The organism is Haloferax litoreum, assembly GCF_009674605.1.
Classification (GTDB): Archaea; Halobacteriota; Halobacteria; order Halobacteriales; family Haloferacaceae; genus Haloferax; species Haloferax litoreum.
This window is the reverse complement of sequence record NZ_WKJO01000001.1, coordinates 1798022-1821948: the sequence shown is the minus strand read 5'-3', so window position 1 is coordinate 1821948 and position 23927 is coordinate 1798022. Positions and strand designations below refer to the sequence as shown.

At 58.9% G+C, this 23927-nt stretch carries 20 protein-coding genes; 15 read left to right on the top strand and 5 right to left on the bottom strand.

Annotated features, from left to right (window positions below):
* Positions 1-91 precede the first annotated feature (91 nt).
* Together GJR96_RS09330 and GJR96_RS09325 are read right to left on the bottom strand one after the other, a co-directional pair.
* Positions 92-745: a hypothetical protein gene (locus GJR96_RS09330; RefSeq protein ID WP_151162691.1), complete on the bottom strand. Its 654-nt coding sequence runs from the start codon at positions 743-745 to the stop codon at positions 92-94.
* Positions 746-829: 84 nt separating this feature from the next.
* Entirely contained in the window at positions 830-1066 is a 237-nt protein-coding gene (locus tag GJR96_RS09325) for a hypothetical protein (RefSeq protein WP_151162690.1), read from the bottom strand.
* Positions 1067-1236: 170 nt separating this feature from the next.
* Between GJR96_RS09325 and GJR96_RS09320 the strand changes: the two genes are divergently transcribed.
* From GJR96_RS09320 to GJR96_RS09255, 14 genes are all read left to right on the top strand, one after another.
* The gene (locus GJR96_RS09320; protein WP_154326202.1) at positions 1237-1380 is read left to right on the top strand and encodes a hypothetical protein; all 144 of its coding nucleotides are present in this window, start codon (positions 1237-1239) and stop codon (positions 1378-1380) included.
* Complete coding sequence (locus GJR96_RS09315; RefSeq protein ID WP_151162689.1) at positions 1373-1768, top strand: hypothetical protein; 396 nt, start codon at positions 1373-1375, stop codon at positions 1766-1768. Before GJR96_RS09320 ends, GJR96_RS09315 begins: the two co-directional genes overlap by 8 nt.
* Positions 1755-3233, top strand: coding sequence for a hypothetical protein (locus GJR96_RS09310; protein ID WP_151162688.1), 1479 nt, complete (start codon positions 1755-1757; stop codon positions 3231-3233). Before GJR96_RS09315 ends, GJR96_RS09310 begins: the two co-directional genes overlap by 14 nt.
* 4 nt (positions 3234-3237) lie before the next feature.
* Positions 3238-3726 (top strand): hypothetical protein, encoded by a 489-nt coding sequence (locus GJR96_RS09305; RefSeq protein WP_151162687.1) that lies wholly within the window; start codon positions 3238-3240, stop codon positions 3724-3726.
* Positions 3727-3792: 66 nt separating this feature from the next.
* Complete coding sequence (locus GJR96_RS09300; RefSeq protein WP_151162686.1) at positions 3793-4146, top strand: hypothetical protein; 354 nt, start codon at positions 3793-3795, stop codon at positions 4144-4146.
* Entirely contained in the window at positions 4140-4661 is a 522-nt protein-coding gene (locus GJR96_RS09295; protein ID WP_225317728.1) for a hypothetical protein, read from the top strand. The genes GJR96_RS09300 and GJR96_RS09295 overlap by 7 nt, the downstream gene beginning before the upstream one ends.
* Complete coding sequence (locus GJR96_RS09290; protein WP_151162685.1) at positions 4658-4918, top strand: hypothetical protein; 261 nt, start codon at positions 4658-4660, stop codon at positions 4916-4918. The genes GJR96_RS09295 and GJR96_RS09290 overlap by 4 nt, the downstream gene beginning before the upstream one ends.
* A gap of 64 nt (positions 4919-4982) precedes the next feature.
* Positions 4983-5405: a hypothetical protein gene (locus GJR96_RS09285; RefSeq protein ID WP_151162684.1), complete on the top strand. Its 423-nt coding sequence runs from the start codon at positions 4983-4985 to the stop codon at positions 5403-5405.
* Between the two features lie 12 nt (positions 5406-5417).
* The gene (locus GJR96_RS09280) at positions 5418-7214 is read left to right on the top strand and encodes a hypothetical protein (protein WP_151162683.1); all 1797 of its coding nucleotides are present in this window, start codon (positions 5418-5420) and stop codon (positions 7212-7214) included.
* Complete coding sequence (locus GJR96_RS09275; protein WP_225317727.1) at positions 7207-8001, top strand: hypothetical protein; 795 nt, start codon at positions 7207-7209, stop codon at positions 7999-8001. The genes GJR96_RS09280 and GJR96_RS09275 overlap by 8 nt, the downstream gene beginning before the upstream one ends.
* A gap of 116 nt (positions 8002-8117) precedes the next feature.
* A complete protein-coding gene (locus tag GJR96_RS09270; RefSeq protein WP_151162682.1) occupies positions 8118-9536 on the top strand; it encodes a hypothetical protein in 1419 nt (472 codons plus the stop codon).
* 119 nt (positions 9537-9655) lie between these two features.
* Positions 9656-12436, top strand: a complete 2781-nt coding sequence (locus GJR96_RS09265) for a hypothetical protein (RefSeq protein ID WP_225317726.1) — start codon at positions 9656-9658, stop codon at positions 12434-12436.
* Entirely contained in the window at positions 12436-12747 is a 312-nt protein-coding gene (locus GJR96_RS09260) for a hypothetical protein (RefSeq protein WP_225317725.1), read from the top strand. Before GJR96_RS09265 ends, GJR96_RS09260 begins: the two co-directional genes overlap by 1 nt.
* Complete coding sequence (locus GJR96_RS09255; RefSeq protein WP_151162681.1) at positions 12744-14663, top strand: ATP-binding protein; 1920 nt, start codon at positions 12744-12746, stop codon at positions 14661-14663. Before GJR96_RS09260 ends, GJR96_RS09255 begins: the two co-directional genes overlap by 4 nt.
* A 177-nt stretch (positions 14664-14840) precedes the next feature.
* On the opposite strand, the gene GJR96_RS09250 is transcribed toward GJR96_RS09255, so the two are convergent.
* Both GJR96_RS09250 and GJR96_RS09245 read right to left on the bottom strand, forming a co-directional pair.
* Positions 14841-18911 (bottom strand): PKD domain-containing protein, encoded by a 4071-nt coding sequence (locus GJR96_RS09250; RefSeq protein WP_225317755.1) that lies wholly within the window; start codon positions 18909-18911, stop codon positions 14841-14843.
* Positions 18912-19358: 447 nt separating this feature from the next.
* Positions 19359-20009, bottom strand: a complete 651-nt coding sequence (locus GJR96_RS09245; RefSeq protein ID WP_151163974.1) for a recombinase family protein — start codon at positions 20007-20009, stop codon at positions 19359-19361.
* 175 nt (positions 20010-20184) lie between these two features.
* Between GJR96_RS09245 and GJR96_RS09240 the strand changes: the two genes are divergently transcribed.
* Positions 20185-21033, top strand: a complete 849-nt coding sequence (locus GJR96_RS09240; protein WP_151162679.1) for a hypothetical protein — start codon at positions 20185-20187, stop codon at positions 21031-21033.
* A 579-nt stretch (positions 21034-21612) separates the two neighbouring features.
* Here GJR96_RS09240 and GJR96_RS09235 read toward each other — a convergent pair.
* Entirely contained in the window at positions 21613-23748 is a 2136-nt protein-coding gene (locus GJR96_RS09235; RefSeq protein WP_225317723.1) for a DUF7845 domain-containing protein, read from the bottom strand.
* Positions 23749-23927: the final 179 nt, after the last annotated feature.

Here is a 23927-nt window from a genome sequence, read left to right as displayed (position 1 = left end):
TAATGAGTAGTGAGGAGTGTCCGAATTGTCCGAACCAAACTACAATGTGGAGGGAAGAAGGTGAAATCAGCTGTAGTCATTCGTAGAAACATCAGCCCAGCGTGATTGGAAGTCCGAGTTTATTACGGCGTTTGCGAATATCCTCTATCTCCTCACCAAGTTCAGATTCGAGACGAACGACCTCTCCAATAATATTCTCGGTGCGCTGTCGAATGAGAGGGCCCAAACCAATCGAATCAACTTCTTCACTCCTTTCGTCGTAGGCGAGAACTGAAATCGTCCAAGCCTCATATTGGTATCCACCTTCCCCAACGAGTTCACCGATTTCTGGATGGAGCGACTCCGAACGGAGTCGATAGACGAGTTCGTTCACTGATTTGACATCGGCATAGAGCTCTTGGAGTCGTGCAAACAGCTCGTCGTCTACAACCGCTACAAGCTGTTCGTTGTTGGATCCATCCCAGGCATCAGTCTGGTACTGGTCAATGACATAGTGGTCCGCGTTCGTTTTTCGCTTTTTACCATGCTGGAGCTCTTGGATTGTACTTAACGTCGAACTAGCTATCTGGTTGTTTATTGAACACTCTTTCTGGATTGCCTGCAATTGCATCTCTGCGTTTGAGAGTTCACGGCGTTTGCCCTCTTGACGGTCAAGCCAAAACGCAGTCCAAACACCGAGCAAAGTTGCTGATGCCGTGACGACAAAACCAGTAATGTGACTCCACGGTATCTGCGTCAAATCCATTCATCAAGATATCTCAACCGATAAACTACATCTTTGTGATTCAGGACATTCAGAAGTATAGGAAAGAACGAGAGGTTGACTTAACTAGACACCATCTCCAGTTGAAACCTCGTGGACTCGATAGATCTTCGCCACACACTGCTCCTCTAACACCTCTGGAACCTCCACATCGCCACCGAACACGGCGTACTCCTCTCCAGGCTCGATCTGCGGTGGCGAAATCACGACTCCATTCCCCGAGCGATACGCGGACCGCTTGTCTGCCTGCAACAATGCCTGCAACAGTTCGATTCGGTCGGCCTCTGATTCGGTCACGGCCATACTCCACAGTGCCGCATCAGTCCAGATAACCATCTTGGTGAGATGACTCGTCTTGACCACGCGAGACGACACCCAACGAACACCGACAAGTCCGGATTTTCAGAGTCTTATCGCGTCTTCTAGTGATTCATGAACTATCGGCGAAGCCGAACGTCGGCCGCCGACAGACCATGACTGACGGAGATGAACGAACTCCAACAGGGGTTCACGGAGAAATCGTCGAGTACCGACGCTCGGAGTCCGAAGAGTGGGAGTCACTCTTCGCGACCGACGCAGCACACATCGAGAACTCGGAGGACGCGGTCGATGGGTGACGTGGCAGTCACCGCGAACGGCCACACCCACGCGATGGCAGTCGACTCGCTCGATGGAGACATCGATATCGACGTCGACGCGGACAGGCATCCCCACGTTCGGCTCCCTGCCGACGTGCACGTGTTCTACGTCGACGACCGCTTCGAGACCGATGGAGGGGCGACCCCAACCACTCGTACCCGAGTCGCAGGCTACGGACTCTCCGGGTCGGTCCGAGACTACGCGATGTCCGGGGCGTTGCTCCTCGCGTCCATCACGGGGTGGCTCTGGGGGTCTGCCAGTGGCGCCGTGCAGTTCACTGCACTCTTGACTGGACTCGTCGCCGCGGGCCTCGGCCTCCTCGCGTATCGGTCCGCCACAGCGGGGGTGAACCATGTCGGCGAGTAGTCGACTCCTCACCATCCTCGCGGTTGTAATGGCCGTGTTGCTGGTGACGACACCGGCCGCAGCGGCAGACGCCTCGTCGAAAATCGATTTCAGTGCTGATGCAACGCCGAACCCCGGCTACGCAGTCCAACTGACGAAGGCGTCCCACAACATGAGCTGGGACTCGCCGCTCATCTACGAGAACAACGACGGCGACATCGTCACCGCCCCGGCTGAGGTGAACGGGTCCATCGACAACCCGTACGAACTCACCCCGACTCACGTCGCAGTCGACGACTTTGGGGCGTTCCCCCACGACAAGGAGAACGTCTCCGCACTCTCAGCGTCCGAGTGGTCGTCCGACTCGACGTTGACTGTCGTCAACTCCCAACCCGTGACCGGCGTCGACGGCCTGAACATCGCCACGAACGGGTCGATGACCGCTTCTGATTCGGTTTCGGCGTCGTTCTCGAACTTCTCTATCGAGAACGACATCCAGAAGAAGCATCTCGCGGTCGGCGTCGACGTCGATGCACTCGACGCAGACACGACCGTCGAGGTCCGCGCAGTCGACGACGATGGCGACTACTACGTCGCAGAGGTCAACTCCTCGCGCACGACTGGTTCGGACCTCATCGCGAACTCGACTGGAGACGGCTACGTCTTCCAGGAACAGATGGGGAAGATGGACCTCGTCACCGCGGGTGACGGGTCGGTCGGGACGCTCGAAACGGTCGAAGTCGTCGTTACCGGCGGCGACGCGGACGTCACGATGTCGATGCTGAATCTCGACAAACTCTCGAAGTACAAACTCGGCACGACACTGAAGAACACCGACGATGACGACGACCTCGAAACCGTCGACGTCTACGAGAAGAACGCCTCTGGGAACCTCAAACTGAACGAACTCAGTTCGATGGGGTCGTGGGCAGACTCCGCGGAGATCAAGGGCCTGACCTTCGACGCGAACTTCACCGCCGAGAAACTGCCCGACGAAGACGTCAAGGTCGAATTCAAAGAGACGGGCAACAAGTACCCCGGTTACTACGGTACCGTGACGGTCCAGTACCGGATGGACCTCGAGGACGCGTACGACCTCGACTACGCCTTCCCGGTACTCCAAGACGAGCAATCGGTCACCCGCGACCGCGTGTTGTCCGTCGAAGTCGCCGAGGGAGTCTCTGAATCGACCGCGTTCGAAGACATCGAGTCGTGGACGGACAAGACGGCCTCGTACACGTCGCTCGACAGGTCCATCACGCTCGACGACACGGTCCAACCCGGTCAGGATACGGTCGTCAAATTCGAGTACAAGGTGACCGAGGACCAGTTCACGGCGATGCAACCGTCGGTGGGCGGCCCCGGCTTCTCGTCTGACGACGGTGGCTGGTTCTCGTTCGTCAACGGCTTCGTGAACTACATCGCGGCAGGCATCGCGACGATTGCCGCGAGTATCGGACTCGTGAAGCGCCGGTCGGGGGCCTGAACCGATGGTGAACGCGCCTGACGGCTCTGGGGGTGGTTCGTCGTCGAGTGGGCCGCGCCTCGACGGCGCGCGGAGTTACATCAACTTCGCCGACCGATTCGACAACTTCGGTCAGGCGTTCATCGCGACAGTGAGCGGTATCTTCGTCTTTGCCGGGTCGGCGGTAATCGCACTCGGGGAGTCGTTCGTGAACCTCCCTGTGATGCTTCTCGATGCCTTCGGCATCGGGGGGAAGGCGTGGATTTTCGCACTGACTCGCGACCCTGCCGGGTTCGTCTCAGCGTCGTTCCGGAGCGCTGCTGAGTCGATGCTGTCTGGTCCATTCGCTGAGTTGGGGCCGTTCCTGCCGTGGTTGGCGGCCGTCGTCGCCATCGGCGTGGTCGGAATCATCACGTGGTACCTCGACCGCCGGGACTCGGACGTGCCGGGTCTCGGTCTCGACTTGCCACTCATCGGGAACGACGAAGACGGCGACTTCACCGACGAGAACTGATGAAGATGGGCCGGACAACCGACGACGGAGATGCTGGCGGGACTCGACGACACCTGGGGGTGACTCATGTCGAGTGACGCAGCGCAGTACGTCGCAGAAGACGGGTCCATTCGAGTTCAGAGGCTCGTCGGGACACTCCTCGCGGCGGCGGTCACGCTGTTCGGAGCAGTTCAGATCGAGTTGCTGTCGACGCTGGTGGGCGCGCAGGTCGCACTCATCGACTTCGTCGGGCGACTCCTGACGACGTTCGTGACGAACGCGCTCGGCGAGAGTGCTGGCCTCGTCACCGATAGTTGGCGGGCGGCAGCGGTTGCGGCGGTCGAGTTCGGTCCGTTTGCACCCGTGCTGATGGCGCTCGAAGCCATCGCCGTCCTCCTCATCGTCGTGACCATCTGGGACCGGAGGGGCGCGATATGGTGAACGCGTCCGATACGGGCGGAGAGACCTACAATAACTCCGGTGCGAGGTCTGGCCCGGATCAGACAGCGGACGAATCTGATGGTGGAGGATTCAGCGTGTTGGGGACGTTGGCGTCGTTCTCGAACAACCCTGACGACCTTCGGTCGTTCCTGAAAGCCCCGGCAGCGTTCGTGGTGATGACGGTTGCCACGTGGGTCGTGACGAACGTGTTTCTCCGACCGGCGGAGTTCGCGTTCGGAACCATCGACTGGGCGGTTGCGATGGCGACTGACGTCATCGACGACGCGTTCGCTGCCGCTGGTACAAGCGCGTGGGACGGGCTGACCCCGTTTCTCGAGATGCCGTCGATGTTTCGTCAGGAACTCACCGGGCCACTGATGGATGCCGGTCTGGCCGCGCCCATCGCTGGGGCGTTCGCGTCGGCGGTGCTTGCGGCAGCAGCGACGCTCCTCGTCTATCTCGTCGTCCGAGTCGTCGCGGATGCAATCCCTGGACTGGGAGGGCTGTTGCCATGAACGAGACCAGTCCTCTCGAAAAGGCTGCAGCTGTTGTCGGAAGCATCTTCGCGGGAGCGGTGATGTTTCTCGAATCGTTGCTGACGCTCGACCCGTCGTTCCTCCTGTCGGGCGACTGGTACGGAGTCACTGCACTGTTCACCCGATTCATCGGGCCCGAAATACTCCCCTCACTGCCGTGGGAGACGATGTTCTTCGTGGCGGCAGTGGGGATGCTCGCGGTTTCGCTGTACAAATTTAGGACATCAAGACAATGAGTCGAAGCAAGACACAGAAGACGAATCGAGCGGTGAGTACGGCAGTCTCGGTGGAGGCACCCCGATGACCGTCGTCGAACTCCTCACGTCGAACTGGCTCTTGGTTCTCGCCGGCCTCGCCATCGTCGTCCTCCTCATCTTCGCGTGGGCGGAGTACGAAGAGGACAAGACGGCTTCAGAGGTCGGTGCTGGCGTCGGGGACCGGTCGAAGCGAGCTATCGGTGGTGGCGTCGGATTCCTCTCTGCAGTCACCGTGGGCGTACTGGGTGGCCTCTACGAGGCCGGCATGTCGCTCGGTGACCTCGGAGCGATGCTCGGGGATATCTTCGTCAACGCACCCGAACTCATCTCCGGCATCGTCGTCGCCATCGCTGGTGCGGCCGGTATCTCTGGGGCGGTCCAGCTATCGACAATTCAGTTCGTCGGCATCGCCTTCGTGGCGATTGGCATCGGCGGCATCGTGGGACTTCGACGGGGGACGTTCTGAGGTGCATTCCGAATGAGACGCATCGCGACGCTGGCGTTGCTGGCGCTGGTCGTGTTGTCGGTTCTCGTGCCCATCGGAGCGGTCGCACAGTCAGACGAGACAGCGTCGAACTCGTCGACTGCGAACGCCTCGGGACTGACGATTGAGCAGTTGAGCCAAGGCGGTCAGAAACCGGCGAATGCACCAGATTCGGTTCGAGCGAGCGGCAGTTTCGGTCAGTACGGCGTGAAGACGCTACCGACGGGCCTCCTGATAATCGAGGGCGAAGACTCGCCGATGTGGTCGTTTCTGACCCCGGGAGAAACAGTTCGGAGGAACTACGTCCGACTCGAATCCCGGAGAGCGTTCGGTGTCGAGCCGAAGAACGTGACCGCCCGAATTGCGTACTGGAAAGCAGGGACAGTCACTCGTGAACTCGAAGACGGGACGACCGAACCGGTCCCGGTCGCGAAGAACGTCACGACGCACTCGCAGAAGGTGACGGTTCCGGCGGGCTACTCGAAGCCGGTTCGTATCGACCTGCACCCGCACTACGACGACCGGGTACGAGTGACGATGTGCGTCCAGGAGGAGGGCGAACCGAACTGTCTGACGGAACCGAGCGAGAAGCGCTGGACGTTCTACCACGCGTCGACGAAGGCAGCGAAACCCATCCAGACGAACTCCGAAGGTGCTCGACTCGCGTGGGCTATCGGCCTCATCGCACTCCCGTTTGCCGGATTCACGTCCGTGACGCTATTCACTGGCCGGCGTGCGGTCGAGAAGGCCCGTGGGAGCCCAGATATCTCACTTCTCGCGTGGATTCTGGCGCTCATCGGCATCGGTGCAGCGATGGTCATCTTCTGGCGACAGCTCTCGTCGTCGCTGATTCGCGCGCCGTGGATGCTGGGCGTCATCGGTGGCGTCTTCCTCGGTATTCTCGCGACGGAATGGTTCGGAGACAACTCGTACCTCGCGCTGTTCGTCCGATTGCGGGCGAAAGACGGGATGGACTCGATGGTCCGAAGTGCGTCACCCACCGAAACGGACAGCCGACCCGACCCGCTGGCAGAAGACGTCGCGACCGACGGTGGCTCATCGAGTCGCCAGACGGTCGACATGGACGCTGTTCCCGGTCGACTCATAGCGGACGTCTACCCGCAACGAATGGTTCGAGGGACCGACGGGGTGCGCTCAGCGGTGAAGCGGGGTCTCGCGAAGTTCTATGCTCGATTACGCGGCGCTCGTGCCGATATGGAGACGAACGGGCGGCCGAAGACGTCCATCGAAGTGAACGGCGGTCCCTACGAGGAACTCTACTTCCTCGACCCCGAGTCGCCGAACCCGGTCGAGTACACTCCTGAGCGGCACGAGATTCGGTTCCCCGACATCGTGACCCGCGACGAGGAGGGGCGCATCGACGTGAACGTGAAGGCGATTCTCGGCGGTACGACGGTCCTCGGTGCGTCGTGGTTTCTCGGTGGCGTCTTGCTCGATTCGGCGGCTATCGGCATCCTCGTCGGTGGATTTGCGCTCTTCGTGACGAAGGTAATGCGACCAGTCTCTGGTCGGTTCGGCGTCGACCTCGCTCCCGTCCACTATGGAAACGCGCTCGCTGCGATGCTGAAACACGCAGACCAGATTGGGAACGTGAAGTCGTGGGAGACGCTGTTCGACCGGTTCCACGCCGAGAAGGCAGAGAACAAAGCGGAGAACAAGGCGCTGTCTGACCGCGCAGAAGCCTCGCAGATGGACACCGTCACGCGACGGTACATCGGCGGTGACCACAGGGAAACGGCCACCACAGACGGAGGGCAGGACGATGAGTGATACTTACCGTCGACATCGTCGTCCGTCCCAGTCTGAGACCGATGCAGATGGTGCGCCTCGTCGAGCGCTTGCAAAGCTGTCGGCCGACCAGCGCGACACGTTCCAACAACTTCTGGACGGGTTCGAGACGCGTTCCGACGTCCTGCGGTGGATGTCGGAGGTGACGATTCACACGCTTGGGGCGCTTGACGACGAGTGGTTCGCCGAAATCGTCTCGTCGTCCGGCACAATGTCCGCACTCCTCGACGAACCGTGGGGTACGATTCGAAATGCTCCTGAGACGTTCTCGACGTCGACGGCTGCTGAAGTCCGTCGGTCTATCGCCGTCATGGACCTCCTCCCGGCCATTCGTCGGTCTCACCGCGAGTTTCGGTGGTCGGCAAAGGACTACCTCGACGATGACGACGACGGACCGATGCCAAACGTCCGAACGCAGGCACACCCGGCCATGCGTCCCGAACTCGGGACACTCGAATCCAGGATGTCGACACTCCTCGACGAACTCCTCGCTGGGTTCGTCGACGAGGATGCGTTCGTCGAGTGGGGGCAAGAAGTCGTCCAGGCGAGTTACGCCGAGGTCGATTCGGACGTCATCGAGGCCGCGTATTTCGAACTCCCGGTCCGTCGGATGATGCTCGACGACGGTGAGCGTGCTCGGTTTTTCCGAGAGTCGTGGGCCGCCGAGTTCGTCTTGTCCGGATTCAACGCGTCAGCTCGGCAGGTGGCTAACCGCGCAACCGAGGTGGCACAGAACGCGACGAAAGAGACCCACGTTCCGAGTGGATAACTATGTCAAAATCACAAAATAATTCGACCCCTCCACGGGGGCACGACTGGGGCGAGAGGACGCAACAATCCGTCTCTCACACTGCCCCGAAGCACTGGAAAACAGACGCGTACGAGATGCGCCAGAAGTTCGGCATCCCTCCGTTCGACCCAGAGGAGTTCATCCCAGAACCGGGGCAGGTTAAGTCGGGAGTCTACCCCGACCTCGTCGTCCACGAGCGGAAGCCAGACGTGACGACGACACCGCGTGGAACGGACGCGTTCATCAAAGGCGACCGCGGTTCTGGCAAGTCGACGAAAGCAGCGTCCCTGGCGATTCGGCTGATGGAAGACTCCCCGTTCACCGACGAGATGAACGCCAACAAGGTCATCTGGCGCGGCTCTCCTGCACGCTCCGAGTGGCTTCGTCTCAAAGAGTGGGCGACTGTCTGGTTGCCGTCGAACGCCACGATCGAGGCGACGTGGGAAGACGAAGACGACGGCCGGTACGATGCTGGCATTGAGGATGTCGCTCGCGACGTTCGGTGCTACGACGACGTCCTCGACCTCGTCGACAAACTGGCTGAACAGAAGGCCGGGACGTTCAACGTCGTCTATCCCGACCCGTCGTTTTCAGGCTGCCGTGAACTAACAGAAGAGACTCAACGCGTCGGTGAGCCTCTCCCGTTTATCCCAACGTGGGAGGCAGACCCGTCGGAAGGGCGGCACGCGACGCCGCTCACCGACTGGTGGTTCGCGTTCATCCTCGCACGCACTGAACACGGCACGCACATGGGATGGACGGCGCTCATCTTCGACGAGGTCGGCGACTTCGTCCCACAGTCCGCACGGAACTCACCGGGGCGTCGACTGTGGGACAAAATCGACCTCCTGCGGTCACTGTGGGCCGAGTCGCGACGCGCTCGCTTCTCGCAATACTACCTCGGCCACTACGAAGAGAACGTCCACGAGAAGATTCGGCGCGAGTTCAAGTGGCGGATTCAGATGCCGGACGGGTCGCCGAACCCGATTAAGAAGGTCCGCGGAACGTGGCCAGTCGGCTTCGACAACATCCCGATGACGACCGACCTCACGTCGGATCTGCCGATCGGCACAGGGCTGTGCTACAACACCGCGAAGTTCTCGTACTTCGGGTGGAAGGACGTTCCAGAAGCACCTGCGGACGAGAACCGATGGCTTCGGGTTCGACTCGGTGCACCCGAAGAGCTACCGAAGTCACCGACGGACGTCGACGTTGACTCGAACGATAAACCAGAGTTCGACGATTCGGTCTTTGCCTCGTGGCAGAACCAGATGGACCACCGTCTCTACGTTCGAGACCCGGGTTCGGGGTGGATATCAGCGAAGACGGGTGCTGTTGGCGACGAGTTGGCGTCCCCAGTCGAGGGGATGGCGTTTGAAGAACCAGTCGTCGAGGACGGGGAGGTCGTGGTGAGGATGACCGGAAGCAACGTTGGTTCTGTCGTCGTTGCTCGCATTCCAACGACTTCGCAGTCCTTTAAGTTGGGGTCGGATATCGGAGGTGAGGCGGCGTGAGGCGAACTCTCCGGAAACTGTCGGGTTACCTGACACGCCTCCCGCGCGCGTATTATAATCATGATACTGAAATACCCCCCGGGAGGGGCATTTTGGGGGGCCCCCAGCGGGTGCTGAGCATGCTGCTGGTCGCGATGATTCTGGCGTCGACGCTGACACCGTTCGTCGGAGTTGTGACGGCCGCCCCGAGTGGTCTCGTCGGTGTTCCTGACGCGAACGTTTCGGAGGATTTCCCAGTTGGTACGAGTCAACCACTCCGAGCTGCAGACTTGGAGGGGTCGGTGATGGCGTCTGACCACGCCGAATCGCTGGAGGTCATAGCCACCACGCCCGACCGCGCGTCCGAGTACGTCAACGGGACAACTGTCGGTGGTGGCGAGGTCGTGCTGGTGCTGCGCGACGACGTGCACTCGACTGGACGGACGGTCGCGATAGACGCCGGTGCAGTTCGTGACGCACTCGGATACACGCCAGAGCGAATCTACGGGACACACGACGACGGTTCAGAATGGTCGTCGCCAGTTCGGTACGACGCAGGGTTGCTACTGTTCGACGTTGCGCACTTCTCGTCGAACGTCGTGTCGTTTTCGGGGACCGTCGAAGTCTCCGCAAGCGGTGCGTTGGACGGAACAAATCTTGATTACTCGCTCGCTTCGACGGACTCCGTGTCAAACCTCTCGGTCAACGTGACCGGCCACACCAGGAGAGAGTGGGATAACGAGTCTACGGCAGGTGTGGTTGATGGTGAATCCATCTCGCTCTCTATCGGTGGTAACGTAACACCATCTGGCCCGTCCTCAAATGACAAACCAATTGCAAGAGTGACCTCGATTGGCGACGACTCGAACACAACGTATTGGGAGGGGCCGAAGACTGGTGATGGAAGGATTGCGTATGTCTCATCTGGTTCAACTTACTACGGAGGAGAGGTCTCTTTCGACGCTGGATATGTCGATACCGTCACGGGTATTTCGTTCCCTGCAACGACAGACCCGAGTGGGCTTGTCATTGACGTTTATATTAACAACGAAGCTCCGGATGGGCAGTATGGTGAAACCGGAGCGACTCTCGTGAAATCGGGGTGGAAACCCTCTGGAGAAGGTATGAAGACCATATCGTTCTCAGCTGTCGACGTCGACCCATCGAAACCAGTCACATTCGAGTTCGATGTTGTTGGGGGCTCAGACACTGACGAGCTCGCAGTTCCGGAAAACAGCTCAGAGACCGGTGGGTCAGCATTTTACGGAGGAGAAAAACCGCCTAGAGAGGCGTATATCCATGGACACGCACTAAAATTCGACGCGAGCGTGACTGGCCCGAACGGGACGACGACGATGACCGGTTCCGGTGGTGTGGCAACCGGAGAGGTTGCGTTGACGACGTCAACCTCATCGGTGAGCTTCAGCACACCCGACACTGGGGTCGACTACCAGGTCGAGATGCTGTTTCAGGAACGTCAGACGACAACCAATCCATCGGTCACGATCAACGGACATACGACGAGTTACACTGGGAGTCTATCCGAGGGAGAGTCTGTTCAATTACCAGCCAACGATTCGTGGCTGACGACGGGGGAGAACAACATAACTGTCGGAACAGGTCTACCACCTAACGCGGACGACCCGTCGCCAGTAGTCGACGTATCGATCTCTCACACTGCCCAAGACGACCAGTCAGTCAATTTCTCTGGTGGCAAGTGGATCGAGTCGTACAACTTTTCTCGTGCCTACTCGCAAGATACGAATGGTGCTACACTCACCATATCATTCGGTTCGAACGTTGCATCCCTGAAGAATCTCGAGACTCGGACAAACAGCGGGTCCTGGTCAACCGTCGCTCCCGGAGACTATACCCTCGACGGATCGACGCTAACTGTTAAACTCGGGTCCGTCTCCGGCGGCAATACCGTTACGGTTCGCACGACTGGACAGCGAGTCGTCGCAGTTAACGGAACCCTGACGGTTACCGACCCAACACCACTCGGTGAGCGCCTTGATTCTGGAATCCGACTCGAGTCGTGGGCAAACGACTCGTATATTTCTCTCGGGGGGTCACCAGACGAGGGCCGGTTGCACTACACCTACAACGAGTCGTTCGGTGATTCGGAGTACGACGAGGTGACTGCCACCGGATATCACCGCCTCCATCTGCCGAGTGCGTCGAGCACGTCGACGTTCCGCGTCTCGACTATCCCAGTTGGTGTGGACGTCGCTACCGGCGAAGCCCGGTTCCGAGTCACCGAACCGTCGACAACCGAACCGAAGATTTCGGTGATGCCGGGTGAACATCCCGGAGATGGTGTTTCCTTCGAGTTCTTGGCACCGTCTGGCGGTCAGAAGTACATCCTCTACTCGACGACAGAGGGGACACAACGAGATTCCACAATCGCAGGTGAGACCGTGTCCCTCCAAGACGACGACTCTGACGAAATCCTTCACATCCGTCTGTCGGAGTCAACAACCGACACGTCAGACGGACCAGGCTTCTGGGGAGATGGAGGCTCGGTGACCGATGTCGCAAACGACTACGTCCCGGCGATGCCGGTTCTCAATCCTGGCCTCGTTGCGGCGATCGTCCTCGTCATCATCGCCGGCGCGATTGGGTACACCGAACGTCGGTCCTCATCTTCTGGGACGTCCTCGACCCCGGTTTACTCACGCCCATTGGTACTACTCTCGCTCGTTGTCGCCGCGTTCATCGGCATCTTGCTCATCTCGCCAGAGTCCATCACAGGGCCGGTGAAGTCTGCACTTGACACCGCGCTTCCGCTGGCGTCCGTGCTGGGTGTGATGCTCGCCGTGGGTGCTATCGGCTACTGGTGGTACACACGGAGAGAGGCACGCGTGGCCGAGGCGAAGGCACCTGAGAACGTCTTCCAAATCGGAGGTGACGACGATTGATGATGGACATTGCCCGTGAGGTGCTGTCTCGGACACTCGCATCGGTCGGCATCGAGGGCATCTCCGTGATGAGCCTCCTCGTGTTGCTCGTCGCCGCGAGCTACGTCCACAAGGCGTCGAAAGCGGGGTCTGTCGCGGCGGGTGTTGCGTCGACGGCCGCCCACGACGCGAAGGTTATCGCACTCACACTCGCTGCCCTCCTGGTCGTCGGTGTCGTCTCCCTAAACGTCACTCGGGGCCGCGAACTCGCCTCGATTGCCATCGAAAAGGCGCTGTCGTTCGATTGGATGTCGGTTCTGGGGGCGCTATGAACTACGACGAACGACTCGCGGAGGTCGTCGACGCGGTCGCCCATGACGACATCTACGAGTTGTCGAAAGTCTACCCAGAAGAGACTCGCCTCGAACTCGACTGGAAGGCTATCGCTCGATTCGAAGCGGACGTCGACGAGTCCGAAGAGGTGACGCTGTCGAGCGTGTCTGGCGTCGCGAGCGACATCGTCGCCCGCCCGGAGACGACGCTCGAAGCGATCGAGGCGGTCGTGAGGGAGTACGACGTCCCCGGTCGCGAGAAACCGATGGCACGAACGTCAGTCTCGGTCGTGAACCTCCCGGACGATGCGACGTACGCAGTCGGGTCGTTCTCTCCTGCAGATTGGTCGGGCCGCATGCTGGCGCTGGAGGGACAAATCACGAAGCGTACCGAAGTGAATCCGATGGTCACTGAAGCCGCGTTTGAATGCCTCCGCTGCGGGACGGTGACGTACATTCCCCAACACGGCTTCGGCAAACTCCGAGAGCCACACGAGTGCCAGGGGTGCGAGACGAAAGGTCCCTTCAGATTGGACGAGACGCAATCAGAGTGGGTCGATTATCAGAAGATTCGGCTGCAGGAACCGCCGGAGAACGCCCGCGGTGAGACCGAACACATCGACGTCCATCTGAAAGACGACCTCGCTGGAAACTCCCGTGTCGAAGGAGGCACACGAACCACGTTCGTCGGGCGTGTCGCACCGGTCTATACCGGCGAGGTGGTGTTCGAAAAGGAACTCGTCGGAACTGGATACACCGTCGAGGAGGGAGGCTTCGAAGACGCCGACCTCTCGGAGTACGAGGACATCATTGATGAAGTCGCATCTGCGCCGGACACGTTCGATATCCTCGTCGATTCATTCGCACCATCCCACCAGGGCCATCGCCACGTCAAAGAGGCGCTGGTGCTGCAGCAGTTCGGTGGGTGGACGCGTACGGCCGAGGACGGAACACGCCACCGCGGCGACTCGCACATGTTTCTTCTCGGCGACCCCGGGACCGGGAAGACGTTGCTGCTCGAGGCGGCCTACGAGACCGCTCCGAGGGGAGCGCTCACTGATGGGACTGGTTCGTCGGGAGCAGGGCTCACCGCGGCCATCGTGAAGGACTCGTTCAGCAACGAACAGTTCTCCATCGAGGCGGGGACGCTGGTCCGGGCGAACGAAGGCATCGCTGTCGTCGACGAACTCGATAAGGGCGACACGTCCGACCTCGATGCGCTGCACACCGCGCTCGAATCCCAACAAGTGCACGTCTCGAAGGCAGGAAAGAACGCGACACTACCGGCCGAGACGGCACTTCTCGCTGCAGGGAACCCAACAGGAGGTCACTTCGACCCATCGAAGGACATCGCCGAACAGGTGGAGTTGAAGTCGCCGCTGCTCTCACGGTTCGACCTCATCTTCACGATTCGGTCTGAGGAGGACGAAGACAAGATTCGGGAGATTGCGGGGACGATGGTTGAGTCTCGACAGCGCGCTGGTCGGCGTGCTGTGGGTGACGAGGTCGAACCAGACGATTCTGGGCCGTCAGTCCGGTTAAGTCGTGACGAGTTTACCGCCTACGTGACTGCTGCGAAAGCCATCCAGCCGGTCGTTCGCGACCAGAAGGTCGAACGGGAGATGCGTGAGTGGTTCGTCGAGACGAAGACCTCTCTCCCCGAGCGGTACGCGTCGAAGATGGGTGAATCAGAGTACGACGGCCCACCGCTCCCGATTACGGCCCGAAAACTCGATGCAATGCAGCGTCTCGCGGAGGCGTCCGCTCGGATGAGGATGTCTGAAACAGTCGAGATGTGCGATGTCGAACGGGCGAAGCCACTCATCGAGCGGTCGCTCGCGGATATTGGGATTGCCCCGTCCGATAATTCGTCGTTCAGTCGGGCCGAAGCTGAAGCCGCGGAGATTGGGCTGTAGGTACCGAGATTTGGTTGGTTTCGAGGAGCGTCTATTTTCGGTCCCTTGCCGCAGCTATGATTCTTGGGCTGTTCCTCAACCTGTTCAATCAGACAGCGCAGTTGGAGCCAGAACGTTAGGCGGTCAAATCAGACCACTGCCTGAAACGCCTTCTACGCTTGTCCCGAATATCGAGCGTTATTCACCTTGATTTCGTCGCCAGAAGACGACGCCCAGTCCGACTGCTAATAGAAGGGCCACTATGCCGACCAGCAGTGAGTCACTCCCAGTATCCGGTTCGGGAGCTGGCGTCTCCGCAGCCTCCTCGGTCGGTGTCTCCTGGTCTTCGACGTTGACGCTCCCGACAACGGTATCGCCGACAGTCAGTTCGTAGGTTCCTGCCTCGTCGAAGGCGTAGGTGAGCGTCGTCGTTCCGTCGTCAAACGCCCCCACCTCGAACGAGTCACTGGTGAGTTGTTCGCCATTGGCCAGTAGGTCGACAGCGTAGGTACCGTCCGCGCCACCGATATTCGACACACTGACTGTCACTTGAACCTCCTCACCAACGTTCACGCCCGATTCTGAGAGTTCAGCGCTCGTAACATCGAACCTTGGGACGGTCGACCCGATGGTGAACACTGACAGACCCGGAGAAGTTGCTTGGAAGACGTAGTGTGTCTCTGATTCGTCGACGACTGCGGCGTCGAGTTTGCGCCACCGCGTTTCCTCGTCGCGATAGAGAGCGACTGCATCTGGGTCGAGTTCCGTGGTCTGGAAGTAGACCTTGCGCACCTTGAAATTGAACGTCACGTTTTCGATATGTTCGTCGCTGACCGAGTGGTCGACGACGACGTAGCCTGCCGAGGTCGCTCCCGTCTCTCGTTGGAAACGTTCGCCGGTTTCTTCGTCCTCTGCGGCATCGTACGTCGTGACGTTCAGCGTGAAGTCCTCGCCGGTGTCGACGTTCACCGTCATCTGTGAGACCGAGATGTTTTCGACCGGCTTTGCTGGCTCGCCGTCGCCACCGTCCTTGGTTCCGTCATCCGAACTGGTCTCGTTCACCGGTGCGTCGAATCCGATAACGACCGGCTTGTCGGGGTCAACGTTCTTCACCGACACGTTCGACGTCTTTGTCCCGGGCTTCGTCTCGGTATCTGTCTCGTTCTCGTCGTCCGTGTCGACGACGACCACTGTCTCATCTCCCTCATCCGTATCCACAGTCTCTTCCAATTCGTCATCGGAACTGGATGATGACGAAGACGAGGACGAAGACGAGGACGAAGACGAAGACGACCTGGGCTTCTTCTTGACGGTCACGATAGCGGTGTCTGAGTCACTGTATCCGGAAGCGTCAGTCACGTTCAGGGTAACTGTGTACGTGCCCGTGGAACCGTATTTGTGGGTCTCAGTCGCGTTCGTGGAATTCGTCCCGTCGCCGAAGTCCCATTCGTAGGAGCTGATACCCACGTTGTCCGTCGACTGGGAGGCGTTGAATGTGACCGACTTCCCTTTGGTGACTGATAGGTTCCCACCAGTGTCGGCAGTGGGAGCGGTCGTGTCGTTGACAGTGGCGACCAACACGTCCGAGTCAGTGTTTCCGCCGCCATCAGTCACGGTTATAGTCACGTTGTACGTGCCGGGGTCAGCGAAGGTATGGGTCGGCGCTGCGCCCGTGGCGTTCGCCGAGCCATCGTCAAAGTCCCACTCATAGGACAGCACACCGTTGTCGGTCGAACCGGAGCCATCGAAGTTCACCACTGTGTCCTCGTCCACCGTCTGGTCGCTGCCAGCGTCGGCGGTGGGTTCGGTGGTGTCGTTCACCGTGACGGTCACGGTGTCGAATCCAGAGTTGCCTTCCGCGTCCGTGACGTTGAGGGTGACAGTGTAGGTTCCGGGGTCAGCGAAGGTGTGCGTCGGCGTCGCGCCCGTCGCGTTAACCGAGCCGTCGCTGAAGTTCCACTCGTATGAATCAATCGTCCCGGCGTCTGTCGAGCCACTGGCGTCGAAATTGACTGAGGTGTCCTCGTCTGCCGTCTGGTCTACGCCTGCCTCGGCCGTCGGTGCAGTTCCATCTGTTACAGTCACAGTCTGAGTGTCGGACGCGGAGTTACCCGCTGTGTCCGTGACGTTGAGGGTGACGGTGTAGGTACCGGGGTCAGCGAAGGTGTGCGTCGGCGTCGTGCCCGTCGCGTTAACCGAACCGTCGCTGAAGTTCCACTCGTAGGTTGCGACTGCGCCGTTGTCCGTGGAGCTACTGCCGTCGAAATTGACGGATGTGTCTTCGGAAACCGTCTGGTCTGCGCCTGCCTCGGCCGTCGGTGCGGTCGTGTCGTTGACCGTGACAGACAGGGTATCCGTTCCGTTGTTGCCCGCCGCATCCGAGGCGTTCAGCGTTACGGTGTAGGTGCCGGGGTCGGCGAACGCGTGTGTGACGTTCTGGCCCGCGACCGTGGTGCCATCACTGAAGTTCCACCAGTATCCAGTGACGCCGACGGCGTCGGTTGCGGTGCCGTTGAAGTCGGTCGGGGTGTCTTCGTCGACCGTCTTGTCCTTACCGGCGTTTGCGACTGGTGTGATGGAGTCGACGATGACCTCGTCGGACTCACCGGTCGCGCCGTCCTGGCTCTTGTCGTTCTCGGCGGTGTCGACCGAGACGTTGTAACTGCCATCCGAGCCGGTATCGTACGGCGTCGTTAGCGTGTACGTGTACGGTCCGCTCCCGGACTCGTCGAAGTCGCCTTCGGTGAACGTCGCCACAGTCGCTCCGGACGCGTTCAGCGAGACGGAGACGTTCGTCAGGCTCTGCGAGGAGGTGAACGACACAGAGACGCTCTGCCCCGAGGGGCTGGTCGCATTCACGTCAGAGATGATCGGTGCCGGTTCTTTCAGCGCGTGGAACATACTGCCCGAACCGTAGTAGAGATAGCCGTTCCAGGCCAGTGGTGTCGGGTAAAGGGTACTTACTGGCGAACTGTACGACCAGAGCTCTGTCCCGTCGGTCGCGTTGAACGCGTGGATCGTGTTCGAACCATAATCGGAAATATAGAGGACGTCGCCCGCCACAACTGGCGCACCTCGGAAACCGTTGCCAGTGACGTTCCAGATTTTGCTGCCGTCGGTGGCATCGAGTGCCACGAGGTCGCCGCCGCGGCTGCCAGCGTAGAGGACACCGTCGGCGTACACCGGGCTGGAATCGACGTCGCCAGCCATAGTGTAGTTCCAGCGCTTCGTCCCGTCGGTGGCGTCGATGGCGTAGACCTGTCCGTCGGACCCACTCGGAGTGGTGTCGCTACCGACAAACACCGTATTATTGGCGACTGTCGGACCAGACTGACTTTCATCAATCATCGTGTAGTTCCAGATCAGACTACCGTCGGTCGCGTTCAGCGCCGTGACGTTCTTGTCGTCCGCAGAGATGTAGACCACACCGTCGACGACTGCAGGGTTCGATTCGACCAACACCGGCTGATACATCGTGTAGTACCACAGCTCTTCACCCGTCGTCGCGTTCAGTGCCGTCAGGTTCCCATCGTTGCTGCCGAAGTAGACAACGTCGTCGACCACGGCCGGGGCGGAACGCACGTTGGTCTGTGTCGAGTAGTTCCAGAGTTCTGACCCGTCGGTCGCGTTAATCGCGTGGAGTTTGTAGTCGTTCGACCCGAGGTAGAGCACGTTGTTCGCGTGGGCGGGCGTCGTCCACGTCGACCCCGAGCTGCCGCCAGGCGTGGCGTTCCACTTTTCCGCGCCCGTCTTCGGGTCGAGGGCGTAGAGTTTGCCCCCATCGTGGAACGCCATGTAGAGCGTGTCACCGACGATCGTCGGTTGCATCACCATTGGGGTTCCGTCCGAGATGTTCCAGGCTTCGACGGGGTCACTGAGCGGCCCCGTCTGGTTCGGGTAGTAACCCAGGTTGCCTGGTCCGCCGTGGAACTTCGCGTTCGCCTCGCTGACAGTGACCGTCTGAGCCGCGAGGCCACCGGCGGCGACGTCCTTGGTCCCAGCGCCCCAGAGCGTCTTGGTGAAGGTGAGGTCTTTGCTTGCTCCCGCACCGAGGGTTCCTGTCTGGTAATCGACAACTTCGCCGTCGACTGTGAGCGTCGTGTTGTATGGTTGTGAAGCCCCGCCTGTATTTTCGACGGTGACGTTCACTGTGACGGCACTTCCTTCGTAGATGGCGCTCGGCGTCACCGACAGGTTCGAATACGAGATGTCCGATCCGTCGCTCACCGCAGACGCGGCCAGCGGCATCCAGGCGACCAGCGACAACACGACCACCGCTGCCAAAACCACAGCCCTGACCCGCTCAGACCGTTGTTGATTCGCGCCTCTCATTTATCCCTCGTTGTAGTATCAGCCGAAACGTAGGCTCCACCACTGCTGGTCAATGCACTGTTGGACCGCTCTCTTGACCATCGCTGGGTGTCACCTTTCGACGACCTCCAGCGGTTATTTTGACCTCCGCCGAAATTCATTAACAATAATAAAAAATAATTCTATATAAACTAGTATACTTCAAAGTTATGCCTAATCAGTTTGGGTTCAGAATAACAAACGTCGGGTTCTTTCCCCAAAAAACGCCCCATTGTGACTCTGGAACTCGCCAATTATCGCGATTTTTCCGCAATCAGAAAATTCACACCGATATTGGATATGGGACTCCCAAGTCGGGATAATTATCAATCATATTGGCTACCAAACTCAGAACAACGTCTACCGCTAGAGGCCATAGAGTGTCCCTCGATCAAGACACCGGTCCACCGTAGCCCGTGACGTCTGCAGTTCCTTCGCTGCTTTCCGTTTCGAGAGATTCCCTTTCGAGACCAACTCCAACACTGCACAGACTTGGTCGTAGTTTTCGCCCTCGACGAGCAATCCGTCGTCTTTCTCGAACCCAAACGGTGCTGGTCCGTGATGGTACTCTTCGTTCTGTTGCCGAACAGAAATACCCTCCTTCGTTCGCTGCTGCGCCATCCGTGCTTCTAACTCGGAGAAAACTCCGAGCAGTTGGAACATCGCTCGTTGGTACGGGTCGTCGTCATCCGGTCGAAGTGTGAACCCTTCAGAGATGATGTGTAACTCGGCGCCACACTCACCAATTCGCTCTGCCGTCCGGTCGAGGTCGCGAATCGACCGTGCAATTCTCGAGATACTGTTGACGACGACAGCGTCGACGGCGCCAGCTTCGACATCGGACATCATCCGTTTGTACGCCGACCGGTTCGTGTCGGTCCCCGTCGACTTGTCCCGGTAGACTTCGAGTTCGTCGAGTCCGACACCGAACGTCTCGTGGGCGTACTTCTGCGTCGCGTCTATCTGTCGGTCGAGGTTCTGGTCCTCCGTCGAGACCCGAGTGTAGCAGGCAATCATCTCGTACACTCGCACAGGGTGGTCCATCACTTAATGAAGCGAAGATACGCACAGTCTGTACGGGAACCTTCGTTCTCGTTAAATTTGTGGTACGCTTGATTCGAGGGGTGTATTTGAAGTCCCCGTGAACTGTCTTATTCACAATAGCTGCTAAATCAACTTTCCCTCTCCAAACATGTCTAACACCGTCTATTACCATCACCCGGATGATAACCAGTATTCGCTTGCCTACGTCACCGAGGATCGGGATAGCATCCATTCCTCAGACAGTGATGCAAAGATTGAGAGATTTGATTTCGGAACACCGTTCTACGTACTTTATACAAACAATGGAGCCAGTGGAACGGTTGACGATATCGACGATAAATTTGACCAAGCCCTCGATTCCTTTGACTCAGACGACCGTATCATTACACTCAGATACCTCCAGATATTCGAAGGAGTAATTGAGGAAAAAGAACTTGAGGAGGGTGAAAAGCTGGGTATATACAAGAATATCGAAGTCGAGAATATTCCCGACGCACTCTCACAAATCGACTGGACAGGCGCCGCCGTAGACGTAGCAGGCCAGCTGATGTCTACACTAATATTGAAGCACGCGCTCCCAAACGCAAATCATCGAACTTCTATCAGCCTCGCCGAATGGTATCTCGAGAGTGCTCAATCTGGATTTTCCCTCCCCAAGCTCGCCACCCAAGACTACGACTGGCAGCGTTGGGTGGACGACTATATTGCTGAATCAAAGCGGATACTCACTGTAAGGCGGAATACCACCGCATTCTCTTTCCTTCAAGACTGGGGATGTGAAGTAGTTGAGCGAAAAGGGGATATTTCGATCAAATTAGCGGATTACGATCTTACCCTCCCCCGGTCTAAAGCACTAACTCAGTACGCACAAAAGCACGCGGATCTCTGTACTGAGTTCATGATCGACTCTGTCGAACGGGGTGGGCATACAGAGCTAATCAGAATCTCGGGTCCCACTAAATCAGACTTTGCAACTTACCTCAGCGAGTCAGCATAAGCCGGTATCGCGGAGGTTTAGTCTCGAAGGTAAGCAACCGTTCGGCCAAGTTCATGCGCGTGCTGGCTCTTCGAGACCTCATACCGTTCTTCTAACGAACGGAGGCGATTTTGGAAGTTCATTGTAATCCCCAGTGGTAGTCCACTGTAACCTGTCTTACTCCTAGGTGACCTAGCCTATTAACGTTGTGATGGACTAGTCTTACTACCGCTTACCTAGGTTCTAGACTAGTTCTTCTAGAATAAGTCCTATTCCTTACTACTGATAACCTAGGAAAAAGGTCTAGAGTAAGTAGACATCAGCTACTACAAGCCGCGCCGAGTAGGCGCGGCGACCCCCGCTTCATGTGTTTCATCTGGAGCCACCGAAGGTGGCGGAAGTAATCTTGGTGTGTGGCTCTTTAGCCACACATCTAACGGAGAATCAGGGGGGTACCCCCGGATTCGGAGTGACGGCGGTGGCGGTCGCTGGCGGGTCGAGACGACGTCCAGAAAAATACAGTTGCCAACGGCCTGAAAACAAAGAAGGAATTTCCGGTACTATCGAAGAACAGTAGTGTTGCCACTCAGCAGTCGGGCTCTATCTGGTGGTCTTGACGATGTTCTTCCCGAACATCTGGAGGAGGTAGACACGGTCGAAGCGGTGACGCCTCGAGGTCTCCAGGTCGGTGGCGACGACCTCGAACTCGTTCGCGAACTCGGATTGGTGGCGGCCGGTGACCATGGACCAGGCATTCACACCGGAGCGCACGAGGCGTTTAATCTCGGACCGCGACTTCTGTGGGGCCATCTCAAGGCGTTCAGTGTCGTCTCCATCGGTGCGGTTACGGACCCAGTTTCGGAGCCAGTGAGACCACGGGTCGTCACTTGTTCCGTAGGTGTCGGCGCGGATGATGTCACCAGCAGCCTCTTCGAGAGTGGCCTCGACGGTGCGCCGTGCAGACTCGATGTGTTCGACGATTCCGTTCGCGATGTGCTTCGATGCGAGTTCAACGTGAGCGTATTCGTGGATGACGAGGTCACCGAGGCGTTTGAGGGACTTGTAGACGGTGTCGATGTCTTTGCCGATACGCTCGGCAATATCGGCTGGCGAAAGGTCACCACCGTCGGTAACGAGTTCGTCGACAACGTCGATATCCGTCTCGACCATGTTGCCAGCGACAGCGAACTTCCGAATCTCGTCGTCCTGCTGCTGGGCGATACGCGGAAGCGGGTCGTCGACGACTTTGGCCATCCGGGCCTCGCCTTCGACTTTGAAGTAATCGTCCTTGACGAACTTCTGGTGGTCGGGCGTCACGGGGAGGTCCGACCAGTTGAGGACGTTCAACAACGCCTCGTCGAGTTCCTTGTGGAGGCGGTCGACGTCTTTGAACCGGAAGGTATCGTCGTACAGTGAGTTCTGGTAGGAGACACCAATCTTCGGGTTCTCCAGCGGCGTTCCCGCAACTGCGTCGGGATTCTTCACGTGGTAGTGCTTGAACTCCTTCGGGAGTTCGTGTCCACCCACTACCTCGGCGGCGCGCATGGCGCAGACCGTGGACGTGTGATACCAGCCTTCGCACTCACGGTCGTCGCGAACAGTCTTCGAGTAGCCGCTCCGCTCACCGCCGAGAATCAGTGCGATGCGGTGGAGCGTCCCGTCGAGAGCGTACACTCTCCCGGTCTCGCCCTTCTTCGCGCGCACGTAGAGTTCCGCGTCGGTGATGTTAGACGACTCGTGGATCTTCTCGGGATGGAGTGCCCGAAAGTCGATCCCAGTGAACGAGTTCCAATTAAACTCGTCCTGACGTTCGCGAAGCTCCCGTAGCGCTTCGAAGAGAATGCTCGGGTACTGGTCGAACTCGAAGTAACTCCCACGAGTCTCAACGTCGACGCCGAGAATGCCGTGGGGGTTCGGAATCGACTTTCCGCTCTTTGATTCGATACCGGGCCAGCGCGGCCGGACACGGAAGTACGCGCGTTTCCGGTTGTCGTCTTTCGCGTCTTTGAACGACTGGTACGCGGCAGGGTAAACGCGTATCAAAAACTCGGGAACATTGTCGAGGCGCCAGTCCCAGCGACCGAGGTCGGTCTCATCGTCTGGCGTCGCAAGACCGGGGTTGTCGGCGTAGCCGAACTCGACATTCCAGTCCTCGCCACCGAACTCGATACCGGTTCGGAGGTTCCCGTACTCCTCGAAATCGTGCATCTTGTAGAGTGAGACGAGACCGAAGTACGTCGATAGGGAATTGTCCCACTTCAGGTACGCCGAGAACTCGTGAGGCTGCGGAAGGAGGAACTTCCGAAGGCCCGAAACGGATGTCTTCGAGTCTTGCCCGCGCATCGTCCGAGCGCGAACACCGCGTTTCTGACGACGCTCGTGCTCCTCGGCTTCGACACAGCTGTAGAAGTGGTCCTCGCGAACGTCCTTCCGGATGTGCGTGCCACCACAGAAGCGGCACTCACCGGTCGGCTCCAGGTCGCAGTTCCACTCGTGCTCGAGAGCGGCCTCTTCGGTTTCGAACGTCGTCTGGCAGTAGCGGCAGGTCGCGACGTACTCGTGCATCTCGAGCTCGACGCTCTCTCGTTCGTCTTGGACGTCTCTGTCGACGTGGTCGGGCGTGTACTCACCCTCAACCGCAGACGCGACAGTGTCGTCATCCTCTGAGGTGACGATGTCGGCATCGTCGAGGACGGAGAATTCGGCGACGATATCGCCGGAACGGTCGTCGCTCATCGTCGAACACCTCTGTCAGCCGTGGCATCACGACCGTAATCGATGCGGACCTCCTGACCAAACCAATCTGTAATCGACTGCGAACCGTAGCCGCAGACACGACACACGGTGGCGCCGATGGCAGACCCACGACACCATTCGTGTTCGCCTTCATCGCACGGGTCGTCTTGCGTCCGCTG